The sequence below is a fragment of the Tropicibacter sp. S64 genome (genome assembly GCF_049803835.1).
In the GTDB taxonomy this organism is placed as follows: Bacteria; Pseudomonadota; Alphaproteobacteria; order Rhodobacterales; family Rhodobacteraceae; genus Pacificoceanicola.
Genome location: NZ_JBNAGK010000001.1, coordinates 100,916 through 118,706, shown reverse-complemented (window position 1 = coordinate 118,706; position 17,791 = coordinate 100,916). Strand labels below are relative to the sequence as shown.

Here is a 17,791-nt window from a genome sequence, read left to right as displayed (position 1 = left end):
TCGGTCCTATTATTTGATGCCGGTTAGGGCGATGAGTTCGGCGCGGTGGTCCTGCATCTTCAGGAAGGCCACGTAATCCCGGGCATAGGCCGCTTGCGCGGCGGAATCGGGCGTGAAGACATCCGGCTCATTGGCCATGGCGCGGGCGATGGCGGTCAGGTCGGGCGCGGTCTCGAGGCAGGCGAAGGCCATGGTGGCGGTGCCGAGCAGCACGGTGTCCTGCCCGCTTTGGCGCAGCACGCGGCGGCCGGTGACATCGGCGAACAGCTGGGTCAGCAGGTTGCTGCGGGTCATGCCGCCGATCACCGCCAGATCGGCGGAGGCAGCGCCAGCATCACCGATGTGTTCGATGATCTGCCGCACGCCAAGCGCGAGTGCCAGCGCAGCACGCCAGTATAGGGCGCAGAGGCCATCAAGGCTGCGGTCGAGGGTCAGACCGCTGATGACACCCTTGGCCATCGGGTCTGAGAGCGGCGCACGGTTGCCGTTGAAGTCAGGCAGAACGTGGATGTGCCCGCCAAACCCGGGGCCATGCCGGGCGATGAGCGCGTCGAGACGGCTGACGATCTGCGCGTGGGTCGGCTTCGGAGTGCCGGGCCAGGTGTCGAGGATGTGGTCGAGCAGCGCCCCGGCGGCGGACTGGCCGCCTTCGCTGACCCATTTGCCGGGCAGGACCGCGCCGAGGTAAGGCCCCCAGATGCCGGACCGATACAGCGGGTCCGGGCCGATGGACATGATGCAGTTGGACGTGCCGGTGATGAGCGTTTGTTGAGGTTTGTCAGGCGCTTGTGAGAAAAGACCCTGCGTACCCAGGGCTCCGGCGAACGCGTCGATGGCGCCGCTGGCGACCTGGCAGGTCGCGGTCAGGCCAAGGTCCCGGGCGGCGCCGGGCGTGAGTGTCCCGGCGGGTGCGCCCACAGGCAGCAGCTCGTCCGGAAGGTCGGCCCGCTCCGGCAGGTCCGAGAGGGCGAGGTCTGCGAGGAACCCCGTCTGCCAGCCTCCGGCGGCGGGCAGACAGGGCCATTTCGCGGCAGTGGTGCAGACGGACCGCGCGTTCCGCCCGGTGGATCTGAGCACGAGGAAATCGGCGAGATCCCCGGCCCATCCGAGCACGGACCACAGGTCCGGACGGTTGCGCTTGAGCCAGAGCAGCTTGGGTGTCTGCATCTCCGGTGACATGGTCAGGCCAAGATGGCGGATCAGTTCGGCGCCGGTGGCGGTGCAATCGCGGGCTTCCCGCACCGCGCGGTGGTCGAACCACGCGATGGTGTCGCGGTTGCCGGGACCAAGCGGCAGCGGATCATGCGCCTGATCGAGCAGCACGAGCGAGCAGGTGGCGTCGAAGCCGATCGCCCGGATGTCGGCGGGATCGACGCCGGAGGCTTCGATCGCGGCGCGGGTGGCTGTGCAGACCGCCTGCCAGATGTCGGAGGAGGCGTATTCGGCCCGGCTGCCGTCTTCCTCGTGTACGGGAAAGGCCGCAACTTCGCGCGAGAGCATGGCGCCCGCCTTCGAAAAGATGCCCGCGCGGGCGCTGCGGGTTCCGACGTCCACGGCGCAGACATGGGATGTCATGAAGTCACCGGGCGTTGATCAGGAGGTCGATTTGGTCGGGCAAGTCGTGCATATCGGCGATGATGGCATCCGGCGCGAGTTTTGCAAGTTTATCATGCAGGTTGGCCGGGCCGGCGTGGCTGCCGCCGGTGAAGCCGATGACGCGCATTCCGGCGGCTTTGGCAGCGGCGACCCCGGCGGGGCTGTCCTCGACGACAATGCAGTGGTTCGGCAGGGTGCCCCGCTGTTTCGCGGCGTAGAGGAACAGGTCCGGAGCGGGCTTGCCGTTGTCGACCATGGTGGCGCTGTAGATATAGGGCTCCAGCAGGTCCGCGAGGCCGGTGAGACGCAGCGAGAGGTGGATGCGCTCTGGCTGTGAGGAGGAGGCGACGCAGGCGGGCAGGGGCAGCGCGCGGATGGCCTCGGCGATGCCCGGGATCGGCTGGAGTTCGGCGCGGAACCGGGCGTAGAGCCGTTCGCGCATCTGATCGACCTGCGCGTCCGACAGTTCGAGATTGCAGCTGTCGCGCAGCCATTTGGCATTGGAGGAGGCCGATTTGCCGAGCAACTGGTCATAGCCCTGCTGCTCGGTCATGGGGCAATGGAGGGCGGCGAGGGTGTCGAGGGTGACCGCGAGGGAAATCGGTTCGCTGTCCACGAGCACACCGTCGCAATCGAAGATCACAAGGCCCCGTTGCATCCCGCCATCCATCATGCCTCAACTGCTTTCGATGTAGCGGGTCAGGACCGCCTTGGTTCCGTCTTTCCAGAGAGCCTCCAGCCAGTGCGCAAATCGCTCGGCGAAGGCCTCGTTCTGCGCAAGGTCGCCGTAAACCGCGTCTTGTTCAAGCCATGCTTGCGGGCGGGTCTTCGCTTCGCGGGCGATGGGGACGAGTTTGTCCCAATTCGGGTCGTTCGGCGCGATCTCCGCCCCGGAATCGGTGGTTCCGGCGCAGTAGCGGCACCAGAGCGCGCATTCCAGCGCGAGGCCGTCGAACTTCGCCCCCGCGGCCAGTGCGTCGCGCAGGGCGGGAATGACGAATTTCGGCTGGCGGTTGGAGCCGTCAAGGCAGAGGCGGCGGATGGTGTCGCCGATCTTGGGGTTGGAGAACCGCTCCTCGATCTTGTCGAAATAGGCGGAGGTGTCGGTGTTCGGGACCGGCGGGACGTGCGGGACGATCTCCTCGGTTTCGATCTTGCGCAGGAAGGCGCGGATCAACGGGTGCTCCATCGCCTCATGCACGAAGTGGATGTCCATGAGGCCAGCCGGGTAGGCGATGACCGCGTGACCGGCGTTGAGGATTCGCAGTTTCATCAACTCGAAGGGGATCACGTCGGGGGTGAACTGCACGCCGACCTTTTCCAGCGGCGGACGGCCGAGCGGGAAGTTGTCCTCCAGCACCCATTGCGTGAAGTCCTCGCAGAACACCGGCCAGCCGTCCTCGATGCCGAACTCTTCGCGCAGAATGCCGCGCTCGCGGTCCGTGGTGGCCGGGGTGATGCGGTCCACCATGGCATTGGGGAAGGCGACATTGGACTCGATCCAGTCGGCGAAGGCGGAATCTGTGAGCCGCGCAAGGCCGGTCAGGGTGCGCCGGGTGACCGCGCCATTGTGGGGAATGTTGTCGCAACACATGATGGTGAAGGGCGCAAGGCCAGCGTCGCGGCGGGCCTTGAGCGCGCAGAGGATCATGCCGAAGACGGTTTTCGGGCTGTCCGGGTTCTCCGCATCATGGGCGATGGAGGGATGCTTGGGGTCGAAATTGTCCTTGGCGTCAAGGAAATAGCCGCCCTCGGTGATGGTCATGGAGACGATGCGGATGTCCGCCTCGGTCATGCGGGCGATGGTCGCGGGGGCGTTGGCGGGCTCGATGAAGTCGATCATGGAGCCGAGTACGCGGGCCTCGGACTTGTTCGCCTCCTGCTCGACCAGCGTGGTCAGCCAGTCCTGCGCCATGAGGATGTCACGGCCGCGCTTTTCGCCTTCGAAGACACCGGCGCCGACAAGCGCCCAATCCTGCGCCTCGCCCATGGCCATGAGGCTGTCGAGGTAGGTCGCCTGGTGGGCGCGGTGGAAATTGCCGACGCCGAAATGCAGAATGCCCGCGCTCAGGGCGCTGCGGTCATAGCCTGGATGACCGACGGTCACCGGCAGATCGGGCAGGGTGGCGTTGCAGAGTTTGAGGGTCATGGGATTTCCCCGGGGATTGGGTGGGTTGGGGACAGGGCGTGTCGCCCTGTCCCGGAAAGATCACTCGATACGCAGGCCGTCCTTGCCGAAGCGGTGGATCTTGTCCGCTTCGGGAGTCAGATAGACGGTGTCGCCGTGGTGGGCGTCGAACTCGCCGCCGACGCGCACGGTGATCGTCTCGTCGAGGCCGGTGTTGTGGACGTGCAGGAAGGTGTCGGAACCGAGGTGTTCGGAGACGCCGACGGTGCCCTGCCACAGGCCGCTTTCCTTGGAGGCCTGCAGATGCTCCGGACGGACCCCGATGGCATGGGCGTTATGCTTGGCCGCCTCCGGACCTTCGAAGATGTTCATCTTGGGCGAGCCGATGAAGCCCGCGACGAAACGGTTGCGCGGGGCACGGTAAAGCTCCAGCGGGCTGCCGACCTGCTCGATCACGCCGGCCTGCAGCACGACGATCTTGTCGGCCATGGTCATGGCTTCGACCTGGTCGTGGGTGACGTAGATCATCGTGGTGTCGAGCTTCTTGTGCAGCTCGGAGATCTCCATGCGCATGCCGACCCGCAGCGCCGCGTCGAGGTTCGAGAGCGGCTCGTCGAAGAGGAAGGCGGCGGGCTCGCGGACGATGGCGCGACCGATGGCGACGCGCTGTCTTTGACCACCGGAAAGCTGCCCGGGGCGGCGGTCGAGATAGTCCGTCAGGTTCAGCGCCTTGGCGGCACTGTCGATCCGGCGCTTCTGCTCGTCCTCGGGCACACCGGCCATCTTCATCGGGAAGGCGATGTTCTTGCGCACGGTCATGTGCGGGTAGAGGGCGTAGCTCTGGAACACCATGGCGAGGCTGCGCTTGGCGGGCGGCAGGGCCGTGGCGTCGTTTCCGTCGATGCGGATCTGGCCGGAGGTGACATCCTCAAGCCCGGCGATCAGCCGCAGGAGGGTGGACTTGCCGCAGCCCGAGGGGCCGACGAAGACGACGAACTCACCGTCTTCGATGGTCAGGTCGAGGGGCGGGATGACGTTCACTTCACCGAAGCTCTTGGTCACCTTGTCGAGGGTAATGCGTCCCATAGTTCGAATTCCTTATTTCACTGCGCCGAAGGTGAGGCCGCGGACGAGTTGTTTCTGGCTGAACCAGCCCATGATGAGGATCGGGGCAATAGCCATGACGGAGGCTGCGGAGAGCTTGGCGTAGAACAGGCCCTCGGGCGAGGAGTAGCTGGCGATGAAGGCCGTCAGCGGCGCCGCGTTGGCGGCGGTGAGGTTCAGCGTCCAGAAGGCCTCGTTCCAGGCCAGGATCACGTTCAGCAGCAGCGTCGAGGCGATGCCCGGGACCGCCATCGGGGTCAGGACATAGAGGATCTCCTCCTTGAGCGATGCCCCGTCCATCCGCGCCGCTTCGAGGATTTCCCCCGGAATTTCGCGGAAGTAGGTGTAGAGCATCCAGATGATGATCGGCAGGTTGATGAGCATCAGCACGATGACGAGGCCGAAGCGGCTGTCGAGAAGGCCGAGTTTGATGAACATCAGGTAGATCGGGTAAAGCACGCCGACCGCGGGGAGCATCTTGGTGGAGAGCATCCACAGAAGGATGTCCTTGGTCCGCTTCGACGGCACGAAGGCCATGGACCAGGCGGCGGGGATGCCGATCAGCACGCCGAGAACGGTGGAGCCGCCGGCGATGATGACCGAGTTCCAGAGGAACTTCATGTAATCCGAGCGCTCCTGCACCACCGCGTAATTCTCCAGCGTCCAGTCGAAGAAGAACCAGATGGGCGGGTCGTTGATGGCCTGCGCCTCGGTCTTGAAGCTGGTGAGGATGGTCCAGAGGATCGGGAAGAAGATCAGGAGCCCGACCGCCCAGGCGAGGGCCGTGTTGATGGTCTTGCGTTGCTGTGTGACTGCGCGTGCCATGGGTCAGGTCCTTTCGTTCAAGGTGTTTCGGATTGCTGCGCAATCCGACCCGCTGGGGAGGCTCTGCCTCCCCAGGCCCCTCCGCGGTATTTGGGGACCAAAGAAGACGGGGGCGGGGAGAGGGATGGCGCGGGGGTGCGAGATGGGATCAGGCATCGAGATTCTTCCCCACGATGCGCATCAGGAAGGCGGCGAGGATGTTGGCGAGGATGATGGCGTAGACACCGCCCGCCGATCCAAGGCCGATGTTCTGGCTCTCCAGCACGCGCTGGAAGATCAGGTAGGAGAGGGTCTTGGTACCGAAGGCGCCGCCGGTGGTGACGAAGATCTCCGCGAAGATCCCCAGCAGGAAGATCGTCTGGATCAGGACCACGATGGTGATGGCGCGGCTGAGGTGGGGCAGGATGATGTAGTAGAAGCGTTTCAGCGCCGGGGCGCCGTCCATTTCCGCCGCTTCGAGTTGCTCGCTGTCGAGCGACTGGATGGCGGTGAGCAGGATCAGCGTGGCGAAGGGCAGCCATTGCCAGCTGACGATCATGATCAGCGAAGGCAGCGAGGCCTGGGACAGCCATTGGATCGGCTCTGCCCCGAAGAATTTCCACAGGTGGGCGAACAGGCCGTTGATCGGGTCCATGAACATGTTCTTCCAGACCAGCGCCGAGACGGTGGGCATGACGAAGAATGGCGCGATGACGAGGATGCGGACGATGCCCTGTCCCCACATCGGCTGGTCCAGCAGGATCGCCAGCAGCACGCCGAGGCAGATGGTGATGACCAGAACGCCGCCGACGATGATCAGCGTGGTCTGGACCGAGGGCCAGAAGCTGCTCGATGTCACGAAGCGGATGTAATTGTCGAACCCTGCCCAGCCAAGATCGCCGCCACGCAACGGCAGATAGTTCTTGAACGAAAAGTACAGCGTCATGATGAGTGGAACCAGCATCCACCCCAGCAGCAGGACAACGGCGGGGGCCATCATCATTCGGGCTGCTGACCGCGACTGTTGCGTCGCCATGTCTTCATCCTCCCTCGGTAGCGGGTGTTTCGATCCGCCGTCCGGCGGGGTGTGTCGATCTTGGAAAAGGAACTAACGCGTCTGTGGGCAAGACGCCGGAATGTCCGGGTCATATCGGGGGGCGGCGCGATGGCCGTCCCCCGACACGGGAAGATTACTTGTAGCCTGCGGCTTCCATGGCGTCGTTGGTGATCGCCTGGGCCTTCTCGAGCGCCTCTTCGACGGTCTGCTGACCGGCGTAGGCAGCGGAGAACTCCTGGCTCACTTCGGTGGCGATGCCGGCAAACTCCGGAATGGCCGCGAACTGGACGCCGACATAGGGCACGGGGTCCACGGTCGGGTTGTTCGGGTCAGCCGAGAGGATGGAGTCCAGCGTCATCTGTGCGAAGGGCACTTCCATGTAGTTGGGGTTCTCATAGAGCGAGGTGCGTGCGCCCGGGGGCACGTTGGCCCAGCCTTCTTCCGCGGCGACGAGCTCGATGTAGTCCTTCGAGGTGGCCCATTCGATGAACTCTTTCGCCGCGGCCTCCTTCTGGGTGCCTGCCGGGATGGCGAGGGCCCAGGCCCAGAGCCAGTTGGCGTTCTTGCCCTTGCCGGTGTTCGGCGCCAGCGCGAAACCGACGCTGTCCGCCACGGTGGATTCGTTCGGGTTGGTCACGAAGGACGCCGCCACGGTGGCGTCGATCCACATGCCGCACTTGCCCTGCTGGAACAGCGACAGGTTCTCGTTGAAGCCGTTGGTGGCGTAACCGGCGGGGCCGGATTCGTCCATCATGCCCTTGAAGAAGGTCAGCGTTTCCTTCCAGGCGTCGGTGTCGAACTGCGGGTTCCAATCCATGTCGAACCAGCGCGCGCCGAAGGAGTTGGACATCGCGGTGATGAAGGCGCCGCCCTCACCCCAACCGGCCTTGCCACGCAGGCAGATGCCGTTGATGTCGGCGTCGCGGTCGGTCATCGCTGCCGCGGCTTCGCGGATGAAATCCCAGGTCGGGGACTCCGGCATCTCCAGACCGGCCTTTTCCATCAGGTCGGTGCGGTACATGATCATCGAGCTTTCGCCGTAGAACGGTGCCGCGTAGAGCGTGCCGTCGTGGGACAGACCGCCAGCCATGGCCGGCAGGATGTCGGCGACGTCATAGCCTTCGCTGAGGTCGTCCAGCGGAACCAGCCAGCCGTTCGCCCCCCAGATCGGGGTCTCGTACATGCCGATGGTCATGATGTCGAAGGCGCCGCCCTTGGTCGAGATGTCGGTGGTGACGCGCTGACGCAGGACGTTCTCCTCGAGCGTGACCCACTCGACGGTATGGCCGGTCTTCTCGGTGAAGTCATCGGTCAGACCCTGCATGCGGATCATGTCGCCGTTGTTCACGGTCGCGATGGTCAGGTTTTCTGCGGATACAGCAAAAGCGGTGGCCGTAAGCGCAGTAGCGCCCAGAAGGGCGCGGATCGTGGTGTTCATGAGTTTCCTCCCGGTTTGAGCGATTGCTAAGCTCATGAGCAAATATTCACAGGTCAGGCGCTAACGGTCAACAAAAATCGTTTCTGCGCTGCCGCAAAGCAAGGCAATTTGAGATATAAGGCAATGAAATTGCTTGGATTAGTTTTCTGTTAACCACAGGTGAAACGCGGGGTGTTCTCGCGCGAATGCGGTCAGTTTGTATCGTTGAAAACGATTCACGCAGGCGCAGTTTCGCCTTTGACAGGTGTCAGTCTGCGGGCTGCAACCGCACTGATCAAGACCATTGCCGTCGCAGTGCCAAGACACAGCGGCAGTCCGCCGACCTGGAAACTGAGGCCGGAGAGCAGCGTTCCCATGAGCCGTCCTGCGGCGTTGGCCATGTAGTAGAAACCGACGTCCATGGTGACCCGTTCGCCGGTGGTGAAGGCGAGGATCAGGTAGCTGTGCAGTGCCGAATTGACCGCGAAGAGAGCCCCGAAGAGGAGCAGGCCCAGCACCAATAGGGCGGTCAGCCAAGGCGAGGGTGCGCCTGAGAACCATGTCAGGAGGGCCAGCGTGCCGGGCACCGTCGCGAGCGCGAGGGCCCAGCTGCGGGCGAGGGTGGTGACCTCGGCGACCGTGCGGGATCTGGCCCTGAGCAGGCGCGGGGCGCTGGCCTGCACCATGCCGTAAAGGATGATCCAGCCCGCCATGAACGTGCCGATCATGAAGAAGGCGGCGCGGTTGCCCGCCTCGGTGCCGTCGGAGAGCACCGCGTAGAAATAGATCGGGATGCCGACGACGAACCAGACGTCACGCGCCCCGAAGAGAAAGACACGGGCGAGGCTGAGCCAGTTGATGTTGGGGTTCTTCGAGAAGACTTCCGAGAATTTCGCATCCTTCCGCCCGCCCGGCAGGCCGGAGGGCATTTTCATCGCAACTGCGGCCAGGATCAGCGCGAGAACGGCGGCCATACCAAGGATCGCCGCGTTGAAACCGAAGGTGGCGAGCAGGGCCGCACCGACCAGGAAGCCGAACCCCTTGACGGCGTTCTTCGAGCCGGTCAGCAGGGCGACCCAGCGGAACAGGCCATCGCCCTCGCCGGGGGCGAGGAGTTTGACGGCGGATTTGGAGGACATCTTGGCGAGGTCCTTGGCCACGCCCGACGCGCCCTGCACCAGCATCACGAAGGTCACGGAGGTGGCGACGGCCCAGCCCAGATCCAGCTGGGTCAGCACCAAAAGGGCGACGATCTGAAGGCCGAGGCCAGCGTAGAGCGTCGACGTCAATCCGAAACGTGCCGCGATCCAACCGGCAGAGAGGTTGGTGACCACTCCGGCGATCTCGTAGAGCACGAACAGGTAGGCGAGTTGCACCGGCGAGAAGCCAAGCGAATGGAAGTGCAACAGCACCAGCATCCGCAGTGCCCCATCGGTGAGCATGAAGGCCCAATAGGCGGCAGTGACCGCGATGTAGGCCGCAAGCCCCTGTTTCACAGCGATTTTCCTACCATGAGTGCGACATCGACAAGGCGGTTGGCGTAGCCCCATTCGTTGTCGTACCAGGCGTAGATTTTCACCTGGGTCTGATTGATGACCATGGTGGAGAGGGCGTCCACGATCGAGGAGCGGGGGTCGTTGGTGTAATCGGCGGAGACCAGCGGGCGGGTCTCGTAGCCGAGGATACCCTTCAGCGGCCCGTTGGCGGCGGCTTCGAAGAGCGCGTTGACCTCTTCCGGCGTGGTCGGAGTCTCGACCTCGAAGACGCAGTCGGTGAGCGAGGCGTTCAAGAGCGGGACCCGCACGGCGTGGCCGTTCAGTTTTCCCTTCAGTTCCGGATAGATAAGCGTGATCGCCGTGGCGCTGCCGGTGGTCGTGGGGATGAGGGAGTTCAGGGCCGATCGGGCGCGGCGCAGATCCTTGGCCGGGCGGTCCACGATGGTCTGGGTGTTGGTCACATCATGGATCGTGGTCATGGAACCGTGTCTGATGGACAAAGCCTCATGAATGACCTTCACCACCGGCGCGAGGCAGTTCGTGGTGCAGGAGGCCGCGGTAATGATGGTGTGCGCCGCGGGATCATAGACGTGATCGTTGACGCCCATCACGATATTGGCGGTGGGGCCGTCCTTGACCGGGGCGGAAACCACCACCTTCTTGACGCCAGCGGCGAAGTAAGGGGCGAGTTTGGCTTCGGATTTGAAGGCGCCGGTGCAGTCGATGACCACGTCGACACCGTCGAGCGGCAGTTCTTCGAGATTTTTCGAATTAAGGACTGGCAAGCGGGTGCCGTTGATTGAGATACTATTTCCATCAAATGTGAAATTAGCGTTCCAGCGTCCGTGGACCGTGTCGAACTCCAGCAGGTGCGCATGCATTTCCGGGGTGCCATGGGCGTCGTTGATCCAGGCGATCCGAGCGCCGGACTCGAGCAGGGGCTTGAGAGCGAGTTTGCCCATCCGGCCAAGGCCGTTGAGTGCGTAGGTGGTCATGGTCTCTCCATCGCGGCGATGTCATCCAGCGCCTTTTGCAGACTGGCCCGGTCCATCCCCGCCAAGGGTAGACGGGCAAATGTATCAATGCGGTGACGCAACCCGTCGTAGGTTCGCTGAAACGCGGCCTTGCGGGTCTTCTTGTCGCCTTCGGCCTGCACCGGGTCTGGCACGCCCCAATGCGCCATCAGCGGATTGCCGGGCCAACGCGGGCCTTCGAGATTCGCGGCGCGGTCGCAGACGGTCAGCAGGATGTCGACCCGGGGCAGCGCCTCGCCAAACTCTTCAAGCGGCTTGCAGCGCAGGCTCTTTGTCGCATGTCCTTGTTTTTCCAGAATCTTGATGGCCATCGGGTGCGGCGTGCGGCGCGGTTCTGTCCCGGCGGACCAGACTTTCATTCCGGGAACCCTGGCATCACGCAGGAGCGATTCCGCCATCAGCGACCGGGCGGAATTGCCGGTGCAGAGGAAGACGACGTTGAGATGATCGGCTTTCACGGGCGACGGTGTCGGGCAGAGCGTGCTGCGGCCCTGGCAGCAATCCTCGACAAGAAATCCCACGAGCTCCTGCACGGCGGAGAGGTTCGCGCGGTAGAGTAGGGAGGTGCCAATCCGATGCTTGCCGATCAGTCCAGCGGCGGTGAGCGCCGAGAGATAGACGGATCCGGTGGAAGGCTTGAGGCCGAGCACGCCGACGATCTCCCCGGCGGGAACCTCGTCGGGATAGCGGCGCACGAGCAGCCGGAAGATTGCCAGTCGCTGGGGGTGGCTGAGGCAAGCAAACTGGGAGAGCGCTTTAGTATCCATAATTCGTGAATTACCGAATTAAAGCGCGGAGTCAAGCATGCCCAGTGCTACCGCTGGATTTTATTTCACAAATCTTGGAAATTCTTAGCTCTCGGGCACACCCGGTGTATGGCTGAGCCGCTTCTGCGCGGCGATACGGAAAGGTGCATTCGGGGCGCCAAAGCCCTTGTAGCCAGCGCTGCGCTGCACGATCTCGAAGAACAGGCCGCCTGCGAAGGCTCTTGAATAGACCTGGAAGAACTCGCCGTGATCGTCGCGGTCGTAGAGCACGTTGCGTGCCTGCATGCGGTCCATCAGTCCCGCCGGAAAGTCAAAGCGGGCACCGAGATCGTCGTAGTAGTTCTGCGGCATGGGCAACGGGGCGAAGCCGCGCTGCGCGAGGGCGTCGAGCGTGCCGAAGATGTCGTCGGTGGCCAGCGCGATGTGCTGGACCGGCGCACCGAAGCTTTCGGACAGGAAGCGGCCTGCGAGCGTGCGATGGGTGTCAGCGCCGTTGAGCGTGATGCGAAGTGCGCCGTCCTTAGTTTCGAGCACTTGACTGCGGACGAGGCCGTCCGGGTCGATCACATCATGCATCGGGCTCTTTTTCATTGCGAAAACAGAGCCATAGAAAAGCGTCCAGCTGAGCATGTCCTCATAGCTCATGGTCTGGGCCAGGTGGTCGATCCGGGTCAGGCCGGCGCCATTGGGCGTGGATGTCACGCCGAATTCGGTCTCCCAGACGTGGGCGAGGCCGGAGCTGTCGTCGAGCAGGTGCAACACGCTGCCGGAGAGGCCGCGCATGGCGGGGATGTCCAACTCGCCCGGACCTGTCGGCTGGGAAAAAGGTTCGATGCCAAGGGCTTGGGCGCGGGTCAGCGCATCGCGCGCGGAGGTCACGGCAAGGCCGATGTCACAGACAGCGGTGCCCCGGGCATTCCAGCTGTGATCGGCGTGGCCGGTGGTTTCGGCATTCAGGACGATACGGATCTCGCCCTGTTGCCAGAGGGTTACGGCCTTGTTGACGTGTTTGTTGGATTGCTCGAAGCCGAGCGCGTGGAGCGTGCCTTCGAGCGTCGTGGCCTCCTCACCCCGCGTCGCGAATTCGACGAAAGCGACGCCTTCGGGTTTCACGCGGGCGGGAACCGGAGGCAGGTCGACCTCAAGGGTCGGCTCGGCGCGGCGGACGTCGTCCATCAGCGCGATGATCGAGCGGTAACCGTCGCGGGCAACGCCGCGCGTGGAGCTGCCGCGGAAATAATCGTTGAAGATTTCGAGACTTATCGGGCCGTCGTAGCCTGTCGCCATGACCGCGCGCATGAAGTCGGTGACTGGCAGATCGCCCTCGCCCGGCATGTTGCGGAAGTGGCGGGACCAGTAGAGCAGGTCCATGTCGATCTGCGGCGCATCGGCAAGCTGGATGAAGAAGATCTTGTCGCCGGGAATGCGGCGGATGGTGTCCGGGTCGATCTTGCGCGAGAGAGTGTGGAAGCTGTCGAGCACCACGCCGACGTTCGGATGATCGGCGCGGCGCACGATTTCCCAAGCGTCGCGGTGATCGTTGACGTATTTGCCCCAGGCGAGGGCTTCATAGCCAACCCGCAAGCCGCGCTTCGCGGCGCGTTCCCCGAGTTCACGGAAGTCGGCGGCGGCGCGGTCGATGCCGCCGAGGGCGGATTTGTGACAGGTGGAGCAGACGAGAACGAGGTCGGTGCCCAGCGCCTGCATCAGGTCGAACTTGCGCTCGGCGCGGTCGAAGGCCTTGGCGCGGAGCGGCTCCGGCAGGCCCTCGAAATCGCGGAATGGCTGGAACAGCAGGATCTCCAGCCCGTGATCGCGGACCATCTGGCCGACGTCCCTGGGCGAGCCGTCGTAGGCGATGAAATCCTGTTCGAAGATTTCGATACCCGTGTACCCGGCGGCGGCGATGGCGGCGAGTTTCGTGCGGAAATCGCCGGAGATGGAGACGGTCGCGATGCCGGTTTTCATGGTTTATCCCCTGTCGAAGGCGTCGAAGCGTGCCCGCATGATGGTGGCGTCCGGTTTTATCCCCGTAAAGAGTTCAAAGGCGCGGACGGCCTGATAAAGCGCCATGCCGCCGCCGTTCAGGGTGCGGCAGCCTTTCGCACGAGCGTCCCGGAGGAGTTCGGTCTCGATCGGGAAATAGACGATGTCGGTGACCCATTGTTCGGGTCTGAGCAGGGACGTCGGGATGGCGGTGCCTGGGAGTTTCGCCATGCCCATGGGCGTGGCATTGACGATGCCGGTGGCCTTGTCTGCCGCGTCTTCGAGGTTGGTGACGGGCATGCCGCCGGTCTCCGCCGCGAGTTTGGCGGCGCCGTCGGGGTTGATGTCATGAATCAACAGGGTTTCCGTGCCAAGGTCCTTCAGCGCATGCGCCACCGCGCCGCCTGCACCGCCCGCGCCGAGCAGCAGGACGGTGGCCATGTCGGCGCCGGGGAGATACTGGCGCATGCCCTCGGCGAAACCCCAGAAATCGGTGTTGTGGCCGAAGCGCTGACCGTCCCGGAAGACAACCGTGTTCACCGCGCCGACGTTTTTCGCGGCGTCGGAGAGGTGGTGGAGGTGCGGGATGACCGCCTTCTTGTACGGAAAGGTGATGTTGAGGCCGGCGAACCCGGCGGCTTCGGCCCTGTCCAGCATGTCGGTGAACTGGGGCTCGCTGTCCATCTGATCCGGGTCGATCAGGTCATAGCGGTAGTCCAGGCCGAGCGCCTGCCCGGCTTCGACGTGCATGGCGGGGGTGCGGGAGAGCTGGATGCCCTTCCCGATGAGACCGACCTGAATGGTGCGGGGCGGGGTGGATGCAGGCTGGTCGGTCATGGGCTTCTCCGGGTTTCCGCTCTTTGTACCGGATGGTTAAATACACGTCAAAAGATTTTGTACCGTGCGGTTAAATGTGCTAGGCCGTCCGATGGAGGGAGCCGCCATGCAACAGCCAGCCCGCAAGACATGGAAGCAGGACCCGGCGGCCGTGCGCGGCGATATTCTGCGCGTGGCAGTGTCCGTGTTTTCGGCCAACGGGCTGAAGGGGGGGCGGATCGAGGAGATCGTCGCCCGGACCAAAACCTCCAAGCGTATGATTTACTACTATTTCGGCGACAAGGAGGGGCTGTATCGCGCGGCGCTGGAGGCGGCCTATGCCCGGATGCGGGAGGCGGAGGCGGAGCTCGATCTGGACGGCGTGGAGCCGGTTCAGGGGTTGATGCGGCTGGTCCGGTTCACTTTCGACCACCACCGGGAAAACGTCGATTTCGTGCGGCTCGTGATGATCGAGAACGTGCATGGGGCGGCGCATCTGCGGGCTTCGGAGGTGATCCAAGGGGTGAACGCGCCCGCGATCACAGTGTTGGAGACGCTGGTGCAGCGGGGCGTTGCGGCGGGCGTTTTCCGGGCCGATCTGGACCCAATGGCGCTGCACTGGCAGATTTCGGCGCTGTGTTTCTTCAACGTGTCGAACCGCCCGACCTTCTCCGCGCTCTACGGCGATGCCCTGTTCCGGGATCAGGACCAGGAAGCCTTGCGCGAGGAGGTGGTGCGGGCGGTTCTGGGCTATGCCTGCGTCTAGAGCGGCTCGCCGATGGTGACGGTGCAGTCGGCAAGGCCAACGACCGAGGCGGTGCAGACGTCGCCCGGTTTCAGCTTGCCCACCCCTGCGGGCGTGCCCGACATGATCAGGTCACCGGGGGCGAGGGCGATTGAGCGGGAGAGGATCGCGATGACCTCCGGGATGCTCCAGATTAGCTCGGTCAGGTCACCGTCCTGTTTCGTCTCGCCATTCACCGTCAATTTGATCGAGCCGGAAGACGGATGGCCGACCTGTGACACCGGGCTGAGCGGGCCGATGACGGCGGAGTTGTCGAAAGCCTTGCCCCAATCCCAGGGGCGGCCCATGTCTTTCGCCACCTGCTGCAGGTCGCGGCGGGTGAGGTCGTTGCCGGTGCCGTAGCCCCAGACATGGCTGAGGGCGCCCGCTTCGGCGATGTTGCGGCCGCCGGTGCCGATGGCAACGATCATCTCCGCCTCGTAGTGGAAATTCGAGGTCTCCGGCGGGTAGGGAATGGTCGAGCCGCTGTCGACCACCGCATCCGCAGGCTTGGTGAAGAAGAACGGCGGTTCGCGGTCCGGGTCCTTGCCCATCTCGCGGGCATGGGCGGCGTAGTTGCGTCCGACGCAGAAGATGCGCCGCACCGGGAAGCGGTCCTCGCTGCCGAGAACGGCGACGGAGGGCGTGGGGGTGGGGTCGATCACGAAAGCCATGCGCGGTGTCCTTTGCTTTGCTTGACGGGAAGTCGGTTGCGCGACCCTAGAGTCAAGGTCGCGGAAAAGGCCAGCCCGGGAATGCAAAGCGTGCATATTGTCAGGATGCATACTACCGCCCCGCCGCCCGGTTCGGTACTCTTGCGCCAGAGAAGAAGAGAGGGAGGCGCGGCGGTGTCCGAGGTCAGGCCGACAATGGCATTCCAGCGCATGGCAGGGCATCTGATTCGCCGCCTGCACCAGCTGGCACATCAGCATTTTCAGATGGAGGCCAAGGCGGCCGGGCTGGACCTGACCCCGGTGCAATACGCGGCTATGGAGGCGGTGGGCGCCAACCCCGGCGTGGATCAGGCGACGGTGGCGGCGCTGATCGCCTATGACCGGGCCACGATCGGCGGGGTCATCGACCGGCTGCAACAAAAGGGGCTGGTGGCGCGGAAGATCAGCGAAACGGACCGGCGGGCCAGGGTGCTGACGCTGACGGACGCAGGTGCCGCGCTGCTCACGGACTTTCGGCCGACGGTGAACCAGTTGCAGATCGACATCCTCGGGGCGCTCGGCGACGACGAGCGCGAGAGGTTTCTCGCGCTCGCGTTGAAGGCGGCCTACGGCGAGGGCGACTGATCAGGGCGTGGCGGTCACGGTGCGGCGCATCCGGCGTTTGTTCATCCAGTACCAGACACGATACGCCTCCAGCGCAGCCAGTGGCGCGAAATGGACGATTGCGCCGAGCGGGTGGCCCCAGTTGTGCAGCGCGGCCCAGTGCAGCAGCGTCAGAACGGCGGCTGCGTAGGTCCAGCGTTGCAGCGCCTTCCAGCGCGGGCCCATGAGGCGCATGAAATAGTCCATGGAAGTCACCGCAAGCGGAACGAAGATCGCGAAGGCGACCCAGCCGGTCCAGATGTAGAAGCGCGTGAACTCGGAGAGGACGGTGTCGACACTGCCTTTGTCGAGGACGTAGAACAGCGTGTGCAGCGCGGCATAGCCGAAGGCGGCGACCCCGAGATACCGGCGGTTCTTCTTCAGCCATTGCGGGCCGCGCCAGCCCTTGAACAGCATGACCAGGGGCGTCGCCATCAGGGTGAGGATCAGCAGACGCGCGGCCCATTCGCCGGTGGGATGCACGAGGATATGGATGATGCGCGCGTTGTCGGAAGTCAGCGCCTCATAGCTCCAGAAGGCGGGGGGCAGGGCGAGCAGCGCCCAGAGCCAGTAAGGGTTCAGTCGGGACATGACAGGGCCTTTTTTGTTTGGACCTTGGTCTAACGGGCGGGCGTGCATTCTCCGTCGGCATTCCCGGAATTTTTCTGCAATACTGCGTGGGACTTGCACCGTGGGCAGGGCTGTGGCTTGTCTTTCGGGGTATCGGAAAGGGGCGATGACTTGGGATTGCTGCGATTGATCTGCCTGTGCGCCGCGCTCTGCGGCGCGGCTGTGGCGCGGGCCGACACCGTGACGGTCTTTGCGGCGGCGAGCCTGAAGACCGCGCTCGACGAGATCGCGCCGCTGTTCGAGGCGGAAAGCGGGCACAGGCTGGCGCTGTCCCTGGCCGGGTCCTCCGCCCTCGCGCGGCAGATCGAGCACGGTGCTCCTGCGGATGTCTTCATCTCGGCCAACGTCGGCTGGATGGATCATCTCGGCGCACTGGGTCTGCTGGAACCGGGAACACGGCGGGATCTTCTGGGCAATACGCTTGTGCTGGTCGGGCAGGGTGCGCCGCTGGAGGATTGGGCGACGCTGCCGGATCGTCTGGACGGCGGGCGGCTGGCGATGGCGCTGGTCGACGCGGTTCCGGCGGGGATCTATGGCAAGGAGGCGCTGATCAGCCTCGGGCTGTGGCCGCAGCTGGAGACACGCGTGGCGCAGGTGGACAACGTTCGCGCGGCGCTGGCGCTGGTCGCGTTGGGCGAGGCGCCCCTGGGAATCGTCTACGCGACCGATGCGGCGGCGGAACCGGGGGTGTCGGTGCTGGCGGAGTTCCCTTCGGGCAGTCACGCGCCGATCCTCTATCCGATGGCGCAGATCGCCGGGAGCGGCGAGGCGGCAGGCGACTTCCTGTGGTTCCTGCGCGGCGAAGCGGCGCGGGCCGTGTTCGAAGCGCAGGGTTTCGCGGTGCTGGGGGACTGAG

Annotated in this window: 17 protein-coding genes; 3 read left to right on the top strand and 14 right to left on the bottom strand. The window is 64.4% G+C overall.

The genetic code is table 11. The annotated features are described in order from the left end of the window. Window positions 1-9: 9 nt before the first annotated feature. From ACP159_RS00605 to ACP159_RS00550, 12 genes are all read right to left on the bottom strand, one after another. Entirely contained in the window at window positions 10-1,575 is a 1,566-nt protein-coding gene (locus tag ACP159_RS00605) for an FGGY-family carbohydrate kinase (protein WP_425097670.1), read from the bottom strand. A 4-nt stretch (window positions 1,576-1,579) separates the two neighbouring features. Next, complete coding sequence (locus ACP159_RS00600; protein WP_425097669.1) at window positions 1,580-2,254, bottom strand: HAD family hydrolase; 675 nt, start codon at window positions 2,252-2,254, stop codon at window positions 1,580-1,582. An 18-nt stretch (window positions 2,255-2,272) separates the two neighbouring features. Continuing rightward, on the bottom strand, window positions 2,273-3,745 hold the full coding sequence (locus ACP159_RS00595; RefSeq protein ID WP_425097668.1) for a mannitol dehydrogenase family protein: 1,473 nt from the start codon (window positions 3,743-3,745) through the stop codon (window positions 2,273-2,275). A 60-nt stretch (window positions 3,746-3,805) separates the two neighbouring features. Continuing rightward, complete coding sequence (locus ACP159_RS00590; RefSeq protein ID WP_425097667.1) at window positions 3,806-4,810, bottom strand: ABC transporter ATP-binding protein; 1,005 nt, start codon at window positions 4,808-4,810, stop codon at window positions 3,806-3,808. Between the two features lie 12 nt (window positions 4,811-4,822). Further along, entirely contained in the window at window positions 4,823-5,653 is an 831-nt protein-coding gene (locus ACP159_RS00585) for a carbohydrate ABC transporter permease (protein ID WP_425097666.1), read from the bottom strand. A 148-nt stretch (window positions 5,654-5,801) separates the two neighbouring features. Continuing rightward, a complete protein-coding gene (locus ACP159_RS00580) occupies window positions 5,802-6,668 on the bottom strand; it encodes a carbohydrate ABC transporter permease (RefSeq protein ID WP_425097665.1) in 867 nt (288 codons plus the stop codon). Window positions 6,669-6,822: 154 nt separating this feature from the next. After that, window positions 6,823-8,127: an ABC transporter substrate-binding protein gene (locus ACP159_RS00575; RefSeq protein ID WP_425097664.1), complete on the bottom strand. Its 1,305-nt coding sequence runs from the start codon at window positions 8,125-8,127 to the stop codon at window positions 6,823-6,825. Window positions 8,128-8,342: 215 nt separating this feature from the next. Then, window positions 8,343-9,656 (bottom strand): organoarsenical effux MFS transporter ArsJ, encoded by a 1,314-nt coding sequence (gene arsJ / locus ACP159_RS00570; protein WP_425097663.1) that lies wholly within the window; start codon window positions 9,654-9,656, stop codon window positions 8,343-8,345. Further along, window positions 9,599-10,597, bottom strand: a complete 999-nt coding sequence (locus tag ACP159_RS00565; RefSeq protein ID WP_425097662.1) for an ArsJ-associated glyceraldehyde-3-phosphate dehydrogenase — start codon at window positions 10,595-10,597, stop codon at window positions 9,599-9,601. The genes arsJ and ACP159_RS00565 overlap by 58 nt, the downstream gene beginning before the upstream one ends. Further along, window positions 10,594-11,403 carry an ArsR family transcriptional regulator gene (locus ACP159_RS00560; RefSeq protein ID WP_425097661.1) on the bottom strand — a complete coding sequence of 270 codons (810 nt, stop codon included), beginning with the start codon at window positions 11,401-11,403 and terminating at the stop codon, window positions 10,594-10,596. Before ACP159_RS00560 ends, ACP159_RS00565 begins: the two co-directional genes overlap by 4 nt. A gap of 84 nt (window positions 11,404-11,487) precedes the next feature. Further along, complete coding sequence (locus ACP159_RS00555) at window positions 11,488-13,371, bottom strand: bifunctional sugar phosphate isomerase/epimerase/4-hydroxyphenylpyruvate dioxygenase family protein (protein ID WP_425097660.1); 1,884 nt, start codon at window positions 13,369-13,371, stop codon at window positions 11,488-11,490. A gap of 3 nt (window positions 13,372-13,374) precedes the next feature. Continuing rightward, window positions 13,375-14,226, bottom strand: coding sequence for a shikimate dehydrogenase (locus ACP159_RS00550; protein ID WP_425097659.1), 852 nt, complete (start codon window positions 14,224-14,226; stop codon window positions 13,375-13,377). 106 nt (window positions 14,227-14,332) lie between these two features. Here ACP159_RS00550 and ACP159_RS00545 point away from each other — a divergent pair, with 106 nt between their 5' ends. Then, window positions 14,333-14,971: a TetR/AcrR family transcriptional regulator gene (locus ACP159_RS00545; protein ID WP_425097658.1), complete on the top strand. Its 639-nt coding sequence runs from the start codon at window positions 14,333-14,335 to the stop codon at window positions 14,969-14,971. Here ACP159_RS00545 and ACP159_RS00540 read toward each other — a convergent pair. Further along, a complete protein-coding gene (locus tag ACP159_RS00540) occupies window positions 14,968-15,663 on the bottom strand; it encodes a fumarylacetoacetate hydrolase family protein (RefSeq protein ID WP_425097657.1) in 696 nt (231 codons plus the stop codon). The two genes, ACP159_RS00545 and ACP159_RS00540, sit on opposite strands and share 4 nt — an antisense overlap. Window positions 15,664-15,873: 210 nt before the next feature. Between ACP159_RS00540 and ACP159_RS00535 the strand changes: the two genes are divergently transcribed. Further along, window positions 15,874-16,287: a MarR family winged helix-turn-helix transcriptional regulator gene (locus ACP159_RS00535; RefSeq protein ID WP_425097656.1), complete on the top strand. Its 414-nt coding sequence runs from the start codon at window positions 15,874-15,876 to the stop codon at window positions 16,285-16,287. On the opposite strand, the gene ACP159_RS00530 is transcribed toward ACP159_RS00535, so the two are convergent. Further along, complete coding sequence (locus ACP159_RS00530; RefSeq protein ID WP_425097655.1) at window positions 16,288-16,896, bottom strand: sulfite oxidase heme-binding subunit YedZ; 609 nt, start codon at window positions 16,894-16,896, stop codon at window positions 16,288-16,290. 159 nt (window positions 16,897-17,055) lie between these two features. Here ACP159_RS00530 and modA point away from each other — a divergent pair, with 159 nt between their 5' ends. Continuing rightward, complete coding sequence (modA, locus tag ACP159_RS00525) at window positions 17,056-17,790, top strand: molybdate ABC transporter substrate-binding protein (protein ID WP_425098183.1); 735 nt, start codon at window positions 17,056-17,058, stop codon at window positions 17,788-17,790. Window position 17,791 lies beyond the last annotated feature (1 nt).

Coding starts and splice junctions, on each gene's coding strand:
- ACP159_RS00545 (WP_425097658.1), top strand. CDS start 14,333: ATGCAACAGCCAGCCCGCAAGACATGGAAGCAGGACCCGGCGGCCGTG.
- ACP159_RS00585 (WP_425097666.1), bottom strand. CDS start 5,653: ATGGCACGCGCAGTCACACAGCAACGCAAGACCATCAACACGGCCCTC.
- ACP159_RS00575 (WP_425097664.1), bottom strand. CDS start 8,127: ATGAACACCACGATCCGCGCCCTTCTGGGCGCTACTGCGCTTACGGCC.
- ACP159_RS00535 (WP_425097656.1), top strand. CDS start 15,874: ATGGCAGGGCATCTGATTCGCCGCCTGCACCAGCTGGCACATCAGCAT.
- ACP159_RS00595 (WP_425097668.1), bottom strand. CDS start 3,745: ATGACCCTCAAACTCTGCAACGCCACCCTGCCCGATCTGCCGGTGACC.
- ACP159_RS00555 (WP_425097660.1), bottom strand. CDS start 13,371: ATGAAAACCGGCATCGCGACCGTCTCCATCTCCGGCGATTTCCGCACG.
- ACP159_RS00580 (WP_425097665.1), bottom strand. CDS start 6,668: ATGGCGACGCAACAGTCGCGGTCAGCAGCCCGAATGATGATGGCCCCC.
- ACP159_RS00550 (WP_425097659.1), bottom strand. CDS start 14,226: ATGACCGACCAGCCTGCATCCACCCCGCCCCGCACCATTCAGGTCGGT.
- ACP159_RS00600 (WP_425097669.1), bottom strand. CDS start 2,254: ATGCAACGGGGCCTTGTGATCTTCGATTGCGACGGTGTGCTCGTGGAC.
- ACP159_RS00530 (WP_425097655.1), bottom strand. CDS start 16,896: ATGTCCCGACTGAACCCTTACTGGCTCTGGGCGCTGCTCGCCCTGCCC.
- ACP159_RS00605 (WP_425097670.1), bottom strand. CDS start 1,575: ATGACATCCCATGTCTGCGCCGTGGACGTCGGAACCCGCAGCGCCCGC.
- arsJ (WP_425097663.1), bottom strand. CDS start 9,656: ATGGGGCTACGCCAACCGCCTTGTCGATGTCGCACTCATGGTAGGAAA.
- ACP159_RS00565 (WP_425097662.1), bottom strand. CDS start 10,597: ATGACCACCTACGCACTCAACGGCCTTGGCCGGATGGGCAAACTCGCT.
- ACP159_RS00560 (WP_425097661.1), bottom strand. CDS start 11,403: ATGGATACTAAAGCGCTCTCCCAGTTTGCTTGCCTCAGCCACCCCCAG.
- ACP159_RS00590 (WP_425097667.1), bottom strand. CDS start 4,810: ATGGGACGCATTACCCTCGACAAGGTGACCAAGAGCTTCGGTGAAGTG.
- ACP159_RS00540 (WP_425097657.1), bottom strand. CDS start 15,663: ATGGCTTTCGTGATCGACCCCACCCCCACGCCCTCCGTCGCCGTTCTC.